15 protein-coding genes are annotated in these 17,338 nt (G+C 42.7%); all 15 read left to right on the forward strand.

Annotated features, from left to right (window positions below):
- Positions 1-48: 48 nt before the first annotated feature.
- Positions 49-423, forward strand: coding sequence for a type II toxin-antitoxin system MqsR family toxin (locus E4K67_RS11520; protein WP_135546696.1), 375 nt, complete (start codon positions 49-51; stop codon positions 421-423).
- 25 nt (positions 424-448) lie between these two features.
- The gene (locus E4K67_RS11525; RefSeq protein ID WP_135546698.1) at positions 449-1,444 is read left to right on the forward strand and encodes a type II TA system antitoxin MqsA family protein; all 996 of its coding nucleotides are present in this window, start codon (positions 449-451) and stop codon (positions 1,442-1,444) included.
- A gap of 756 nt (positions 1,445-2,200) precedes the next feature.
- Positions 2,201-3,652 (forward strand): sodium:solute symporter family protein, encoded by a 1,452-nt coding sequence (locus E4K67_RS11530; RefSeq protein WP_135546700.1) that lies wholly within the window; start codon positions 2,201-2,203, stop codon positions 3,650-3,652.
- A gap of 118 nt (positions 3,653-3,770) precedes the next feature.
- Complete coding sequence (locus E4K67_RS11535) at positions 3,771-5,111, forward strand: acetyl-CoA hydrolase/transferase family protein (protein WP_135546702.1); 1,341 nt, start codon at positions 3,771-3,773, stop codon at positions 5,109-5,111.
- Between the two features lie 147 nt (positions 5,112-5,258).
- Positions 5,259-6,668 (forward strand): sigma-54 interaction domain-containing protein, encoded by a 1,410-nt coding sequence (locus tag E4K67_RS11540; RefSeq protein WP_135546704.1) that lies wholly within the window; start codon positions 5,259-5,261, stop codon positions 6,666-6,668.
- 169 nt (positions 6,669-6,837) lie between these two features.
- Positions 6,838-7,593: an alpha/beta fold hydrolase gene (locus E4K67_RS11545; protein ID WP_158408456.1), complete on the forward strand. Its 756-nt coding sequence runs from the start codon at positions 6,838-6,840 to the stop codon at positions 7,591-7,593.
- 71 nt (positions 7,594-7,664) lie between these two features.
- Positions 7,665-7,793 carry an AAA-type ATPase lid domain-containing protein gene (locus E4K67_RS31735; RefSeq protein WP_476728666.1) on the forward strand — a complete coding sequence of 43 codons (129 nt, stop codon included), beginning with the start codon at positions 7,665-7,667 and terminating at the stop codon, positions 7,791-7,793.
- Positions 7,794-8,079: 286 nt separating this feature from the next.
- The gene (locus tag E4K67_RS11550) at positions 8,080-8,487 is read left to right on the forward strand and encodes an FAS1-like dehydratase domain-containing protein (protein ID WP_135546708.1); all 408 of its coding nucleotides are present in this window, start codon (positions 8,080-8,082) and stop codon (positions 8,485-8,487) included.
- A 374-nt stretch (positions 8,488-8,861) separates the two neighbouring features.
- Positions 8,862-9,641 carry an enoyl-CoA hydratase/isomerase family protein gene (locus tag E4K67_RS11555; protein WP_135546710.1) on the forward strand — a complete coding sequence of 260 codons (780 nt, stop codon included), beginning with the start codon at positions 8,862-8,864 and terminating at the stop codon, positions 9,639-9,641.
- 103 nt (positions 9,642-9,744) lie between these two features.
- Positions 9,745-10,611 carry a 3-hydroxyacyl-CoA dehydrogenase family protein gene (locus E4K67_RS11560; protein WP_135546712.1) on the forward strand — a complete coding sequence of 289 codons (867 nt, stop codon included), beginning with the start codon at positions 9,745-9,747 and terminating at the stop codon, positions 10,609-10,611.
- A 32-nt stretch (positions 10,612-10,643) separates the two neighbouring features.
- On the forward strand, positions 10,644-11,813 hold the full coding sequence (locus E4K67_RS11565; protein ID WP_135546714.1) for a thiolase family protein: 1,170 nt from the start codon (positions 10,644-10,646) through the stop codon (positions 11,811-11,813).
- A 97-nt stretch (positions 11,814-11,910) separates the two neighbouring features.
- A complete protein-coding gene (locus E4K67_RS11570; RefSeq protein WP_243454420.1) occupies positions 11,911-12,786 on the forward strand; it encodes a 3-hydroxyacyl-CoA dehydrogenase family protein in 876 nt (291 codons plus the stop codon).
- Positions 12,787-12,808: 22 nt separating this feature from the next.
- On the forward strand, positions 12,809-13,954 hold the full coding sequence (locus tag E4K67_RS11575; protein WP_135546718.1) for an acyl-CoA dehydrogenase family protein: 1,146 nt from the start codon (positions 12,809-12,811) through the stop codon (positions 13,952-13,954).
- A gap of 20 nt (positions 13,955-13,974) precedes the next feature.
- Positions 13,975-15,168 (forward strand): thiolase family protein, encoded by a 1,194-nt coding sequence (locus E4K67_RS11580; RefSeq protein ID WP_135546720.1) that lies wholly within the window; start codon positions 13,975-13,977, stop codon positions 15,166-15,168.
- A gap of 306 nt (positions 15,169-15,474) precedes the next feature.
- Positions 15,475-17,292 carry an acyl-CoA dehydrogenase family protein gene (locus E4K67_RS11585; protein ID WP_135546721.1) on the forward strand — a complete coding sequence of 606 codons (1,818 nt, stop codon included), beginning with the start codon at positions 15,475-15,477 and terminating at the stop codon, positions 17,290-17,292.
- Positions 17,293-17,338 lie beyond the last annotated feature (46 nt).

The raw sequence follows: 17,338 nt of genomic DNA on the forward strand, positions 1-17,338 counted from the left end.
TATTTTTGAGGATGCTACTAATTAGTAGCATAATGGGGTATACTACGTTTGAAAGGTGTAGAAATGGTTACAAAAGTAGAAACAGTTACAAAAGTAGAAATAGAAAAAACTCTAAGAGAATTTAAGGCTCTTATAAAACAAGATAGATGGACGTTTGTGGAACGAAGGATAAATCTCCAGGGATTGGCAGCCTTAGGGCTGACGGTTCCCCAAGCTAAGGCGGAAATTCTAGGGCTAAGTTATAGACATTATGATCGTGGTCCAGAAGCGGACCGCGATAGAGACGGGGATTTCATATGGGAATTCATCAAACGTATAGGGTCGCAGAAGGTCTACATCAAACTAAAGATTGATATTCGGGGCTGTGTGTGCCTTAGTTTTCACCGTTCGGTTGGACCGACTACCTTGCCGTTTAAGAGATAGGCGTATATTTAGGAGGGGTTCTGAGTTGAAAAACGTTTGCTACCAGTGCGCTTGCGAGCAGGATGCGATAGTCATCAGACAACGGGAAACTTTCCAAGTCAAAGGAGAACCTATCGAAGTAGTCTCCGATGTTTTAACCTGTTCGGTTTGTCATGCGGAATTATTTAACGAGGAACTGGATAGTAAGAACATCGAGCGGGCCTACGCGGAATACCGGAATAAGCACAACTATTTGTCTCCAGCACGGATGAAAGAAATCAGGAGTCGTTTTGGTTCGGGTCGGACAGTAGCGACTTTGTTGGGATGGAGTCAGGCCACACTAGTACGCTACGAAGGGGGTGCCATCCCAGATGCCTCCCACTATGACCAACTATTGAGGCTGCACGAGGATCCGAACTATATTAAAGTGCTCTTAGAGCAAAGGGGCCACAAATTAAAGGAACGTGAGCGGAGTAAGATCGAAGCCGTCCTTCAAACGGGTTTAGTGGAGACGCCAGATCCAGAAGACTATTTAAACACCGTTTTCCAACCAATCTACCGAGACGGAATTACTAATGTGGAGTTTGATTTTGAGAAGTTGACAGCACTAGTCCAATGCTTCACCTGGCGAACCCAGGACTTATTTAAAAGCAAGTTGCAAAAGCTACTGTTTTACGCGGACTTTTTATGCTATAAACGATACGGGTATCAGATTACAGGACTCGCCTATGTTCATCATCATTATGGGCCAGTTCCAGCTAATCATGACCTTGTCCAATGGGCTTTGGTTACTATTGGAGCTATTGACGTAAAACCTTCCGAGGGACCCTACGGGGGAGAACTCATAATCGCACTTGGAGAACCAGATCTTAGTTTATTTAATGAAGAAGAAATAGAAGTCATCGATGCGGTTAATGGTTTCTTTAAAGATTTCACGGCCTCCAAAATTTCCGAATTCTCACATGCTGAACAAGGCTATGCCAAAACGGGTTTTAAGGACATTATCGGCTATTCCTATGCCAGTGATCTCCTGCTAGATTAGATATTACAACTTGTTGCAGTAAACTCCTAGCTTTAGCAGGGGGGAGTTCAAATTGGCTTGGAATATGTGTCATTCGAGAGTGAACCGTGATTTTGACGTCAAATGTATTTTTCAAGGAATAGGGATAAACCCTAGGATGTTAAGGGAATTTGTAGGTATAGAAAAAGAACTGATTTTATCAGTAAGAGGGCGTGCTTTAAGAATAAGCGCGCCCTCTTAATTGTTTTGGATTGATTGCGCGAAGTCCAGTAGTTGACCAGAAGAATAGCAATTCTTGATCCAGGATTATTGTTACATTTAGTATACATGTACAGAGAATTTGAGACGCTTTTATATACATATTGACTTGGTTCTTAAGAAACTTCTCTATAAGAGAAGTGGACTGATTTGATAGGGCTTAAATGTTTAAGCCCTATATCCGCCATGAATCACAATAGTCAATCCGAAATCGCTTATGATAGTCAAAACGTTTTGAATATTAAGAATTTTGGCACTAAAATTGCATTTATCATATTTTAGATTTTCATGTAGGGCGTGTTGAGGGGTGGTGATAATCAGAAAGAAAGGCAGGGTTTCAATATTTAAAGTCAAGCAGGACCTTAACGTGATCTATTGGAGAGGGAGAGAACGAGTATTAAATGAAAGACATTAATCACAGAATGTTGTACTGATTCAGGGAATAGGTCTCTCACGCATCAGTTAATTGGTAAATGAGTAGGAAGGGTATCAATAATTAGAATTTAGGAGGTATAGCTAATGATAGCTATGTTAGTATTCTTATATTTTGTATTAACGGCTGGTATTGGTATATATATGGTGAGGCAGAAAAGCAGTATTACGGATTTTTTTGTGGCTAAAAAGGGTCTAACTGCAGGTCTAATTATTCCACTTTTGTTTGCAGAATTGATTGCTGGCGCCGGTACAGTGGGTAATGCGGCGACTGCGTTTCAAATTGGAATTTCATCGGTCTGGGTAAACTGGGGGATGAGCATAGGCTGTGTACTCGTACTTTATTTAGCAGCTAAAATGTACCGCGTTTTCTCATTGAAATATGGTACAGTATCCGTACCTCAGGTATACATGCAAAGGTTTGATGCCAAGACCAGAACAGTGATGATGGTAATACTAGTAGCGGTATATTTGATAATATTTGCGCAACAACCGGTAGCGGCAGCTGGAATAATGGGTCCTCTGTTGGGTATGGATAAGGTGATGTTGACCTGGATAGTAGGTGTCGTTTTTATATTTCTTACCTTAACGGGAGGTATGAAGGGCCTTGCATGGATGAATGTTCTTCATTCCCTTGTAATGTATATTGGTTTGGGAATAGTTTGTTACGCAGCAGTGAAAACAGCAGGGGGCTTAGGGCATATGCAAGCAGTGCTTCCAGCAAAAATGTTCGCCTTTAATCAGCCGAATATGCTGACTGTCGTTGGATGGGTACTAGGCACCGCTCTGTCCTTTTTTGCTGCTTCGACAGTGGTGGTGGTTATCTTCGGTGCAAAAGGCATGTCTTCAGTGAAAAATGGTATTTTATGGGCTTCAGGACTTGTAATAATCTTTGCTTTGTTCCCTGCATTGATAGGTATGGCAGGTAAGGTGCTTATGCCCACTGCAAGCGCAAATAGTATTCTTTATGTAGTGGCCAATAAATTAGGCCCCGTGTATGCTGTCATGGCTTCTATGGGTATATTGGCTGCAATTCTGTCAACGGCGCCAGCTTTGTTACTTATATGCACAACAATGCTTACTCAAGATATGGTTCGTGTTCTTAAACCAGGTATATCAGAAAAGGAAGAAATGAAATGGGCTAGGATTCTGACCATAGTACTTGGTTTAATAGCTACTTACTTCGGTATGCAGTCTACTTCTATACTAGCTCAGATGGCGGGCGCTTTTCAGATTCGATCGGTAGCTGGGGTGGTGCTGTTAGTGGCAATATTTTGGCCACGCGTTGACAGTAGGGCAGCGTTCTGGTCAATGCTATTAGGCGGCATTGTAGCAGCAGTATGGCATTTTGCGGGTAACCCATATTGTACCTCCTTGTATCCCTCACTTGCGGTTGGAGTCCCTATACTAGTAATCCTGACTTTAATGGCTAATAAACCTGTCTCAGATGGCTACGCAAGGTATTTGTTGGCTACCCATGAAACAGCCGGGGGTGACGAAAGCTATCCAGAACCGAAGAAGCCAAATATTACACCTTAACCTTTAGGGAAAACGTAACCATATCACTCAGCCCTCCAAATCTAATGAGCCTGTGTAGTTACCCTGAAAAATTTCTTTTTAAGTAGCTATTTAACAAATCTGAAAGGAGTTGGGTATTTTGTACGCCAATGATTATAAAAATAAATTATGTACCCCTGAAGAAGCAGCTAGAGTCGTTAAATCAGGTGATTGGGTTTTTATGAGCCATTTTGCCATGTTTCCGCAGGCTTTAGATGAAGCCTTATCCAAGCGAGTAGGTGAGGTAAGCGATGTTATGGTTAGAAGTGTGTGCGCTACTGTATCACCCAAAATATGTACCGCAGATCCAGAGAAAAAGAGTTTCACCTATATGAGTGGCTACCTCAGTGGACATGAAAGGAAATTGGGGGAAAAAGGCCTTTGCTATTACATCCCGGGCAATTATAGCGCCAGCCCAACATTCATACGTAGTGGTACTATGTATCCGCCTGATGTAGCCATGATTCAGACGACCCCTCCCGATAACAACGGATACTTTAACTTTGGCACTTCAGTTTCCTACGCGCGGGCTATCTGTGAAATGGCCAAAACTGTCATTTTGGAGGTTAATGATCAAGTTCCTTGGGTGCTAGGTGGCGAACAGGAAAGTATACACATTTCTGAAGTGGACTATATTGTTGAGAAAAGCTATCCTCTGCCTCAGCTGCCATCAACTACGACGGAAACCGAAGCCGAAAGAGCCATCGCCACACTATTGATTGAAGAAATAGAGGACGGAAGTTGTTTGCAATTTGGGATAGGAGGTATGCCCAATACTATAGCGAAGATGATAGCCGATAGTGATCTGAAAAATTTAGGCATTCATTCAGAAATGGCTACCACCTCATATATCGATCTGATTTTAAAAGGCAAAGTTAATGGATCTATGAAGAATATTGACAAGTATAAGACAGTCTTTACATTTGCCATGGGTACGCAGAAACTCTATGATTTTCTCCACAGAAATCCCGCCTTCGCTAGTTATCCTGTGGATATAACTAATAATCCGGCTCGGATTGCCTTAAACGATAAACAAATTACTATCAATAATACTGTTGAAATCGATCTGCTGGGACAGATAAGCTCAGAATCGTCAGGAATTAAACAAATATCCGGGACGGGTGGGCAATTGGATTTTACCATGGGGGCTTTCCAGTCTAAAGGAGGAAAACCCTTTATATGTATGAGTTCGACCACCATGCAGGGTGGAAATTTAGTCTCAAGAATCGTACCTAGCATCAAGACTTTCTCCGCCGTAACTTGCCCTAGAACCCTAGCACCGACTGTTGTTACAGAATATGGTAAAGCTCAATTGACGGGTAAGTCTACCTTTAAGCGAGCGGAAATGCTGATTGAGTTAGCTCATCCAGATTTCCGCGAGGATTTGATCAAAGCCGCCCAGGCCCAAAACATCTGGACTCGAACCAATAAAATAAATTAGTGTAGACTGTCATTGCCAGCCGGGCTTATGATTAGACTAGGAATGAAACAATGTTAATTATCAAAATATTTACAATAGTTACTTTATTAAAAGCAAAAGCTCCTGTATAATGTATATAAAAGATACAATTAAAAGCGGGGGACGAAAATGAGTGCAGGAGTCCATGCTGTGACTACCAACAGTATTCCTCAATGGGATCGTAAACTCTTATTTGAAATCCTAGATAACATTAATGATGTAGTACTCGTTATTGATTTGGATACAACAATTGTTTATGTTAACGAGTCTTATGCCAAGATATTAGGAGTGCCAGTAGCTAAAGTTTTAGGCCGAAGGTTGGACACAATCGAACCTGATTCGAAGACAATCACGACACTGCGCACGCGGAAGGTTACTAATAACCGCAGGTCTTATTTAGAATCTCTAAAAATCGATGTAGTTGGCAGTTCGTTTCCTTTATATAGTGATAGTGGTAAAGAAGTCATAGGGGCTGTTTCAATTTTTAAAAATATAACAGAAGTTGTTCAATTGAATCGTGAGTTGAAACAAGCGAAGGGTGTAACTAATTATTTGAAAGAACAATTAGAACAGTGGGAACAACTGCCTCTTTCCTTCAAGGAATACGTGGGACAAAACAGTCGTCTGAAGGAAACCTTAGTATTAGCAGCTAAAGTTGCACGTACTAACAGTACAGTGTTGATTCTCGGTGAAAGTGGCGTCGGTAAAGAAGTATTAGCCAGGGCTGTACATAATTGTAGTCGACGCCAAGATAAGCCTATGATCAAGGTGAATTGTGCGGCTATACCAGAGGCTTTGCTGGAAAGTGAATTGTTTGGCTACGAAGAGGGTGCTTTTACAGGTGCCCAAAAAGGGGGTAAGCTCGGAAAGTTTGAATTGGCACATAGTGGTACAATATTCCTTGATGAAATTGGGGATATGAGCCTGATAATGCAAGCTAAACTATTACGAGTATTGCAAGAAAAAGAGTTTGAGCGGGTAGGCGGGACAAAGACTGTTAAGGTCGATATTCGAGTAATCGCAGCGACTAACAGGGACTTGAAAGAAATGATCGGAAAAGGGACGTTTCGAAGTGACTTGTACTATCGGTTGAATATCGTTCCTCTCCAACTAACTCCACTACGGGAGCGCAAAGATGACCTAATGGCACTTGCTAAAACATTTCTTGATAAATTTGAGCAAGATGTAGGACGGAAACTGATTCTGTCTTCCCAAGTCGTGAGACTGTTCCAGGAGTATGACTGGCCTGGAAACATTCGAGAATTACAAAATGTTATAGAACATGGAAGCATAGTGTGTAGCGACGGGATCATAGAAATTCAGCATTTACCTGCACACTTAATCCCGATCAATAAAGACATTCAAAGTGATAAAGACAAACTCTACGACATGAAAGAGATCTTGGGTAAAGTGGAAAAGAATCTGATTTTATCAGCTTTGGATACTTGTAACAATAACCGCACTAGTGCCATGAAGGCCTTGGGAATTTCTAGGCGGGCATTTTACGATAAGTTGCGTCGACATGGCATAGTGGTGTAGAAAATAATTATGGGCACAGTGGGGAATACAATATTCGACTCAATGGTATCGTTCTGGAGTATACAAATCAGTTTGGCTGAGGTATTTGGCGGAATGATTCGTTGATGAAGGATCTGTGTTTGGAATATATTCAATCTTTGATGAATATAAGAGGAGAGGAGAAGTTCAAGTGCCTTACGTGACCGTGAGTGGTATTAGCATTTACGTTGAGAGTACGATTGGAAATTCATTGCCAATCGTATTCGTACATGGTGCTGGAGGATCCAGTAAGAGTTGGTCCGAACAATTGGTTTCTGATAGCCAATACAACTCATGGGCTCTGGATTTGCCTGGTCATGGGAAATCAGAAGGAAGTTTGCTCTCCAATATTAAGGATATGGCTGAGTTCATTAACGATTTTATTAAGGCGTTAACCTTGGAAAAATTCGTCCTAGTTGGCCATTCTATGGGTGGTGCCATTGTTCAGGAGTTTGCTCTGCAGTATCCGGAAAAATTAAGGGGTCTTGTTTTAATTGCGACAGGTGCTCGTCTAAAAGTAAGCAAGGGGGTCTTAAGTACTCTCGCTACAGGAAATATGCCCTTTAAGGATGTCAACCATTTGTATGGATCTTCGACATCAGACGATAAAAGAGAAGAAGCAATGTGGGAAATGAATGAAATTTCCCCAACTGTCTATTGGGCAGATTTTGAGGCCTGTAACAAATTCGATAGGGTATTGAGTGTAGGGAAAATCAAAGTTCCTAGTTTGATTATAGTTGGAGACGAAGATGTTATGACTCCTTTGAAATATTCCCAGTTTTTAAGTAGCAATCTGCCTAATTCCCAGTTAAGAATCATCAAGGGTGCTGGGCACATGTGTATGCTGGAAAAACCGACAGAAGTCACTACAGAGCTAGAACGTTTTATAAGGAATTGCGTTGACTAGATAACCTAACAAGTGATGAATTAAGTGAAGATAGTTTTTACATAGTTTGAGTATCTGTGGCAAAACTCTGAATGGTAGCAGTCGTTTCCTGGGTAGATGCTGCTTGTGAATGGCCTGGTAACATCCGAGAATTGCAAAATATTATAGAACATGCGAGCATATATATTAAGTGTGTACTTAGTATACTGGAACACAGCTAGGATACGCTGTTTCGTATCAATTTCATACAACATTTTAACCCCCTGTGGGCTAGTTTACTAGTCTGGAGGTTTTTTTTGTTTTAGTTTGGTTTGGCACATTTTTTGCATTTAATTGAATATTAAAATAAAAAACCTGAAGCTAATGTTTGAGATTAAGGGGCCAATTTCGCCGACTGGTCATAAACTAGGTTGAAATTTCTGAGGGTGATCTTGTGGCATTACATAAGTGAACAATGTTGATCCGATGAAGTTGTGACTTGAGAAAATAGAGAAGAGGATGTGTCGTATGATCGGAAAAGAATCAATTGGACTTGAAAGTGAAGTTCGCGTATTAAAAATTGAGCCAGAAGCAGTACGAAGGTTTGCTGAGGCCACGGGCGCTCAGTATAATGACCGAGTGCCCCCCACCTTTGTGGTAACTTTGAGGCAGGCTAATATTCCAGGTTTTGAATTGCCTATTCCCGGTATGATCCACGGAGAACAAAAAATTACTTTCCATCGAGAGATCCAAATAGGGGAGAGACTTAGCTGCAAGCGCTGCATTAAGGATGTCTATGCTCGCAGTGGCAAGCTGGGGAATATGACGTTTGTTGTGATCGAGACAACAGGTTATGATTCGGCGGCCGAATTAGTGTTCTCAAGCAATTCAACGTTGATTGCCCCGATAAAGGTGGATGTCGTGAGAGAGGAGTGATTGGGAAGTGACAATGTTCTGGGATTGTAAAATAAATAATTGCAAAGAAGAATTTCAAAGAGTGAATATATATTCTAGTTGTATACAAAATGGTTGTGTAGTAGCTAATTGTTGTTTCAATTATATACAATTATATTATTAATTAACTTTCTATTCGACTATGTGAAAGTTTTATTAAGGTAAAATTCCGCCAGTTCCTTGAAAAGCCACGATTGTTTTTGGTTGGCAAAGTTTTCTTTATTTTTTCAAGAATTGGCACGGTTCTTGTATAGAAAGACTAGGTAAGCTTTTATTTTAGAATATTCGAAATAGGACTAGAATCTGAGAGCTAACGCTCAAGTTTACTGAAATAACAATTGAGGGAGGTAGAAAAGTTGGCTTACGAAACAGTTATTGTGGAAATTGACGAGGGAATCGCCACGATCACCCTGAACCGCCCAGAAGTGCTAAACGCTCTGAATAGTCAGGTTTTTATTGAGCTGGGGGAGGCTGCGGAAGAGTTAAGTGGGGATGAGTCAGTTAGAGTTGTGATTATCACGGGCGGCGACAAAGTATTTGCAGCTGGGGCGGACATTAAACAAATGGCTTCAGCAACAGCAGTGGATGTATCGACAAACGTTAGACCCTCGCTAAGAACATTTAATTTTATTGAAAATATGCATAAGCCAGTCATCGCTGCAATTGCAGGGTATGCCTTGGGCGGAGGGTGTGAATTAACCTTGGTGGCTGATGTACGCATTGCAGCTGACAATGCTCAGCTGGGCTTGCCAGAAATAAAGTTAGGGATTTTGCCGGGCGGTGGAGGAACTCAACGTCTGCCTCGATTGATCGGTGCAGCTAAAGCAAAAGAGTTGATTTATAGCGGTGATTTCATTTCCGCCGAGGAAGCTCTGCGGATTGGTCTTGTGAACAAAGTGGTACCGGCAGATCAATTATTAATAGAAGCAAAGAAAATGGCTCAGAAATTTGCTGCCCGCGGCGCGGTGGCTATTCAGATGGCTAAAACCTGTATCAATGAAGGGTTACAGATGGATTTGGACAGGGGCTTACAATATGAGCACAAATGTTTTAGCCTATTGTTCGCAACGGAAGACCAGAAAGAGGGCATGAAGGCCTTTCTTGAAAAACGCAAACCGAATTTCCAGGGAAGATAGTCCTTTGCCCTACTATTTAGAAGGCGCTTTTTAGAGTCTAGCGTCTACACTGCCAGAAGATCGGCAGTAGCGTACTGAAATATTAATAAGGAGGTTATCAAAATTGAAGATTGAAAAATTAAAAACTATTTGTGTGGTCGGTGCGGGTAACATGGGTCATCAAATTGCCCTGTGTGGCGCTTTAGCTGGTTATCAGGTGACTTGTACCGATATAAGCCAAGATATGTTGAACAAAGCAGAAGCTTTTGCGAGATCCTATTTACCTGAACGGGTTGCCAAGGGAAAATTAACCCAGGAACAAGCAGATACGGCTTTTACTAATCTTCGCTTTACACCGAGCTTAGAGGAAGCGGCTGGAGCAGCGGATTTCGTGATTGAGGCTGCCGTTGAGAAAATAAACATCAAGAGGAAGCTTTTTGCTGATTTGGACAGAATTGCTCCACCCCATGCTATTTTGGCTACCAATAGTTCGTATATCGTTAGTTCACAAATCGCCGATGTCACTACTCGGCCGGATAAAATATGCAATATGCATTTCTTTAACCCAGCCCTAGTTATGAAGCTGGTTGAGGTTGTGCAGGGACCGCATACTTCAGAAGAAACTGCCCAAGTAACGATGGATTTGTGCGCTAAACTGGGTAAGACTGCTGTCTTACTTAAGAAAGAAATTTATGGGTTCCTGGTTAATAGAATCCTATCTGCACTTGCTCAAGAAGCTTTATTTCTAGCAGATATGGGGATTGCCACTCCAGCAGAGATTGACCTTGCAGTGACGAATGCCTTGGGCCATCCAATGGGGCCCTTCCGTTTAATGGATTTAACTGGCATTGACCTTTCCTATTATTCTGCAATGGAACGCTATCAGTCGACTCGTAACCCTAAAGACAAGCCATCACCCTTGGTTGTTGAGAAGTTTACCAAGGGAGAATGGGGCAAGAAGACGAAAAAAGGCTACTACACTTACGAGTGAACTAAAATTAATAATTGCAGGAGGTTGCTTTCATGATTAAAGAAGCAGTAATCGTATCAGCAGTTCGTAGTCCCATTGGTCGGGCCGGCGGGGCCCTAGGAAAGATTCCCCCCGAGTATTATGGCGCGGAAGTCATTAAAGAAGTGATCAAGCGCATAGACTTGGATCCTACTTTAATTGAAGATGTATTTTTCGGAAACTGTCTGAATGCCGGTGGTAATATTGCTCGTTTATGCGCCTTAGAAGCTGGCCTGCCGTTAGAGATCTCAGGGTTAACAATAGATCGGCAGTGTGGCTCTGGACTAAACGCAGTCAATTTAGCCGCTCAAGCTATAATGGCTGGTATGGGCGACGTATTTATCGCCGGAGGGACAGAGAGCTGTTCCCTAAAGCCGTATATTATGGAACATATGGAGTTTTTCAGCAAGATGCCCCCTAAATTTCGGAGTGGTTTTAAACTTTCGAGTGACGAAATCGGCAATCCACCGATGGGGGTTACTGCAGAAAACCTGGCTGAAAAATACCAGATTAGCCGCTTAGAACAAGATGAGTTTTCTGTAAGAAGTCAGCAAAAAATGGGTAAAGCAATGGCAGACGGCTTATTCAAAAGCCAAATCGTTCCTCTCACGATTCCAGTAGGTAAGAATAAGTCAGTTGTTTTTGATACGGATGAACACCCTAGACCGGAAACAACACTTGAGGGTCTAGGTAAACTCTCTCCCGTGTTTAAAAAGGGCGGAACGGTCACTGCGGGCAACAGTTCTGGCTTAAACGATGCTGCAGCTGCAGTCGTCGTAATGTCGTCCGACAGAGCTAAAGCATTAGGACTTAAACCTTTAGCCAAAATTCGTACATTTGCGGTTGCTGGTGTTGACCCCAACATCATGGGAATCGGACCAGTGCCAGCTGTTAGAAAAGTCCTAGCTCAAGGCGGTCTCTCTTTAGCGGATATTGACCTCATCGAATTGAACGAAGCTTTTGCGGCTCAAGTCTTAGCAGTTGATCGAGAGCTTCATTTTAACATGGATAAAGTTAACGTCAATGGTGGGGCGATCGCCCATGGTCATCCGATCGCTGCTACGGGAGCAATTCTCACTTCTAAATTAGTGTGCGAAATGAATCGAAGGGATGTTCAATTCGGTATGATTACGGCTTGTATAGGTGGCGGGCAAGGTATTGCTACTATCTTTGAAAGAGTTTAATAGAGATAGCCCGTATTCAAGGGTAAGTAAGTTATCGTAAGAAATATGGGGAGTCTGAGTGTCTTGCCTTGATTTATAATTGATAGGGGGAATGAATGTGGGAGTACACAGAATTAATAATATATGCATAGTCGGGGCAGGAAACATGGGCCATCAGATTGCCTTAAGTGCAGCGTTAGCAGGTTTCACAGTGAAATGTATTGATCTAAACAAAGAAGTTCTGCTGAAGGCAGAACAATTCGTTATAACCTATCTACCGGAAAGAGTCGCTAAAGGGAAGCTAAAACAAGCCGATGCAGACGCTGTCAGAGCTAAGCTTATGTTTACTTCAGATTTAGCGGAGGCCGCTGGGGAAGCTGATTTGGTCATCGAGGCTGTAATAGAAAAATTAGAAATTAAACGTCATTTGTTTGCTCAATTAGATCGCTTATGTCCGTCGCATACTATTCTGACCACCAACAGTTCATATATTGTGAGTTCTAAAGTTGCGGATGTTACGAGTCGCCCTGAAAAGGTTTGTAACATGCATTTCTTTAATCCGGCTTTGGTTATGAAACTTGTGGAAGTGGTAAAAGGACCCCATACATCAGAGAAAACCACTGGAACATTAATGGAAGTTTGTGTTCGTATGGGCAAAACTCCAGTGTTATTACAGCAAGAAATCTATGGATTTCTCGTGAACCGCATGCTTAGCACCATTAAAAATGAGTCAATCTACTTACTCGACATGGGAATCGCAGGACCTGAAGAGATTGATCGAGCGGTTACGTTAGCCTTGGGATATCCTATGGGTCCTTTTCGTTTGATGGATCTGACTGGAATAGATCTCACTTATTACGTGGGAATGGAGCGTTACCAAGAAACTGGTGATCCGGCATACCGTCCTTCTCCCTCGATCGTCGAGAAGTTCATAAATAAAGAGTGGGGACGTAAAACGGGCAAAGGATTTTACGATTATCCCCAAAAAGAGTAGGAAGAATCTAGGAGGAGTTGCAATGGATGTAACCCAAGATGAACTTAGCATTATCCAACAGACGGTACGCAAATTCATAACTAAGGAAGTTGAACCCCTTGCCCAACAAATGGAGGAAGAGGACAAAGTCCCTCGCAGTTTACTCGAAAAAGCTGCGGAAATCGGATTGTTTGGTCTGAGCATTCCCCAAGGGTACGATGGCTTGGGCGCTGGCATGGTCGGGAAAGTAATGATTTTTGAAGAATTAGGTCGAGGGCCGAATTGTTTTGTTTCCATTATTGGTTGCCACAATGGTATCGGGAGCGTCGGGATTGTTATGGCGGGTAATGAGGAGCAAAAGCAGCGTTACTTGCCAAAAATGGCCACTGGCGGATTGATTGGAGCCTTTGCCCTTACAGAAGCGTCTGCAGGTTCAGACCCAGGTAATCTAAAGACGACAGCAGTGCTAAAAGGTGACAAATATATCTTAAACGGAACCAAGCAGTTTATCACAAACGGGGATGTTGCTGGTTTATTCACGGTGATGGCTGTGACTGACAAGAGAAAGGGGAGCAAAGGAATTACTTCTTTTATTGTAGAGCGGGGTTTTAAAGGCTTCACGGTGGGTAAATACGAGAAAAAAATGGGTTTGCACGGTTCTCAAACGGCGGAGCTAATTTTTGAAGACTGTGAAGTACCCGTTGAAAATGTTTTAGGGGAGTTGGGGCAGGGATACGTCAATGCCCTCAAAATTTTGGCCAACGGACGCGCTGGACTGGCTGCCCGGAACCTTGGTTCTAGCCAGAAATTAATGGAAGTAAGCGTAAAATACTCTTTGCAGCGTGTACAATTCGGCAAGACAATTTTTGAGAACCAAATTATCCAGCATTATTTAGCCAATATGGCTATTGAGATTGAGGCCTTGCGTAGCTTGACGTATGATGTTGCCCGAAAAATTGACCGAGGGGAAAAAGTGATCAAAGAGGCCGCTATCGTGAAAACGTTTGGTTCCGAAGTCTTTGGACGGGTAGCAGATATGGCCGTTCAAATCCATGGTGGCATGGGGTACATGCGGGAGTGTGAAGTAGAACGGTTTTATCGGGATGCTCGGATTGCCCGCATCTATGAAGGTACCTCGGAAATTCAGCGCAATATCATAGCTGCCCAGTTGAAGAAAGAATTTTCTTAATAGGCGAAGGAGGTTAGAGGATGCAAGAAGCAGTCATTGTAGCAGGAGTTCGAACGGCGATTGGTAGAGTGGGTGGAACCTTGAAGGATATTGAGGTTGATTATCTGGCCGTTGAGGTTATCCAGGAAGTACTCAAGCGTAGTGGCATCCCAGGTCAATTAGTAGACGAAGTCATCCTTGGTCATACCAAACAAAGCAGTGACAATCCTAACGTGGCTCGCTTAGCGTGGCTGAGGGCTAATATGCCAGAAGAAGTGCCGGCCTATACAGTACATCGACAGTGCGGATCGGCTCTGACTGCACTAAATAATGCTGTACAGTCCATTTGGTCTGGGACTTCAGAAATGGTAGTGGCTGGTGGGGCAGAAAGCATGAGCACCGCCCCTTATTATCTGAGGAACGCTCGATATGGCTTCCGGATGGGAAATGCCGAAATTCTAGATTCTAATACTGAAAGCCAACCCCGTTGCCAGCCACAGGATCGCTATGGACACTTGACTATGGGAATAACGGCAGAAAACCTAGCCGATAGATACAACATCAGTCGCCAAGAACAAGATGAATTTGCTCTTATCAGCCAGGAACGAGCTCTGCGGGCTATAAAAGAAGGACTGTTCAAAGAGGAAATCGTTCCCTACGTAATTAAAGGGAAAAAGGGTATTGTCACCTTTGATACCGATGAACATCCACGAGAAACCGGCATGGCGCAGCTCGCTAAATTGGCTCCAGTTTTCAAAGCAGGTGGTACAGTTACCGCAGGCAATTCCAGCGGGCGTAATGATGCAGCTGCCGTTGTGCTTGTAACTACTCTGGAAAAGGCTAAAGCCTTTGGGCTGAAGCCGTTAGCCCGGGTGATTGGGATGGGGGCGAAAGGAGTGCCGCCCCAAATCATGGGTATAGGGCCGGTGCCGGCGACTCATGCCGCTCTTAAGATGGCTGGATTGACTCTAGATCAGATTGACTTAATAGAGCTTAACGAGGCATTCGCAGCCCAGTCGTTGGCAGTGATTAAAGAGTTAGGTCTAGATATTACTAAAATCAATGTGAATGGTGGGGCTATCGCGTTAGGGCATCCTTTAGGCGCCACTGGTTCTATCATCTTGATTAAATTGATGAATGAGTTAAAACGTACCGGAAAACGATACGGCTTAGCGACTATGTGTATCGGAGGAGGTCAAGGTATTTCTACGATAGTGGAGAACTTGACTAACTAGGATTAAGCAAACCAAAACAAGCATCCCGCCATATTCACTGAGTAATTTGTCAGGACAGAATGGGCAGAAGAAAAACATAGGTATATATTAGGGAGCTTAACATAGCTCCCTTTTGTTCTACTATCAGAAAGCACAAACTTACGTCATATACTTTCTAAGCATAAGTGCAACTAAGGTTGCCGCCTCGCCGGAGGCTTGGCGTCAGTCAAGTTTTCTTGATACTAGTCAGTCATGGATAGACTGTTTACCATCGTAATGCTCATCTACTTTGTAAATACCGAGTCTATTTGAATTGGAGGAATTAATATGGAATTTAAATACAACGTTCGTGATTTAAGATTTATTTTAAAAGAATGGTTGCCAACTGAAGAAGTGATGGAGTGTAACCGGTTTAAGGATTTCTACAGCATGGATGATCTCGATCAGATTTTGATTGAGGGCTATAAAATATGTCGTGAGGTTATAAGTCCTATCAACGAAGTGGGTGACAAAAACCCAGTAATTTTTGAAAATGGACTCGTAACATCCCCTCCGGGCTATAAAGAAGTCTTTCAATTTATTCAAAAAAACGGATGGGGATCTAGTAGCGAGTGTGTCGATGTTGAAGGGGGCATGCCCCTAATTGTTTTTAAATCTGTTTTTGAGATGATTACTGCAGCCTGTCCGGCCATGGGTTCTAACATTAAGCTAACTTCGGGTGCCGCCAACATCATTCTAAAATTTGGCACTGAGGAGGATAAACAAAGGTTCCTACCTAAAATGCTGAGTGGGGAATGGCAAGGAACTATGAACCTCACAGAACCCTCCGCTGGCTCGGATGTAGGGGATGCTTTAGCGAAAGCCTATCCAACGGATGACCCTAAAATATATAAGATTAAAGCCTCTAAGATGTTTATCACGGCTGGTGATGGCTCTATATGTGATAATACCATCCATTTGGTTTTAGCACGTCCACCCCAAGGCTGTCTTGGATCAGCTGGTTTAGGGCTTTATATTGTGCCAAAATATTGGGTCAATGCAGACGGTAGCGTAGGAAAGTCTAATGACGTTACGACGATAGCAGTTGAGCATAAGATGGGTCTCAAAGGATCCGCAACCTGTATGTTAAACTACGGCGAGAACGATGAGTGCTACGGTATAATGCTGGGTGCGCCTCCTAATGAAAAGGGTCGATCCCAAGGGTTGACCATGATGTTCCGAATGATGAATGAATCCCGTATCGGAACTGGACACAATGCTTGTGCACAGGCTTCTTCAGCCTATGCACAAGCCTCACAATATGCACTTGGAAGAGTACAGGGCTACATCAAGGGTAAAAGGGTAACGATCGTTAAACATCCCGATGTTCGGAGAATGTTAATGGATATGAAAGCTCATACCGAAGGGATAAGGGCTATGATATTTAAGGGGTACTACAGTCTGGATATCGCCGAAAATTCCAGTGACAAGGCCAAAGCCAAGCAATTTGAGGAGATAGCATCGATACTTACTCCTTTGATCAAGTGCTATGGAAGTGAAACAGCAGTTACTATGACCTGCGAAGCCATGCAAGTATTAGGTGGGGTTGGCTACACTAATGAGTTTCCGATCGAACAGTCTCTGCGGGACTCAAAAATATTGACTATTTGGGAAGGAACATCGTTCATTCATGCTCAAGACCTCGTGAAGCGTAAGATGAGGATGGATGATGGTAAACCTTTTCTTAACTGGATGGCTGGCATAAAATCCTTTATTGAGGATAATAAGGCTACTGCTGGCCTTGAGAAGGAATTTAAAAATCTGGATAAGGCCTATACTTGCATGGATAAAGTAAAGAAACTTTACGATTTATGGCACCTCAACAAGATGGATGAGTTGATAGGTTTGTATGCTACGAGGGCGCTATTTGTATGTTCACAGGTAGTGGTTGCCGAGTGTTTGCTGGAGCAGGCCTTGATTGCCCAAAGGAAGATAATAGAATTACCTGAGGATCATTTTGATCTTAACTTCTACAAAGGGAAACTAGCTAGTGCTAAGTACTATGCTAATAATATTTTACCCAATGTGTTTAGCTTGACCGAAATATTGCAAGATGCGGACCTAACGATTCAAGAATGTCCCGAAGAGTCTCTAATTATAAATTAAGGGAGGCCACCACATGAGGTAAACTTCAGTGGAATTACTCACATAA

Origin of the sequence: Desulfosporosinus fructosivorans (assembly GCF_004766045.1) — a bacterium.
Classification (GTDB): domain Bacteria; phylum Bacillota; class Desulfitobacteriia; order Desulfitobacteriales; family Desulfitobacteriaceae; genus Desulfosporosinus; species Desulfosporosinus fructosivorans.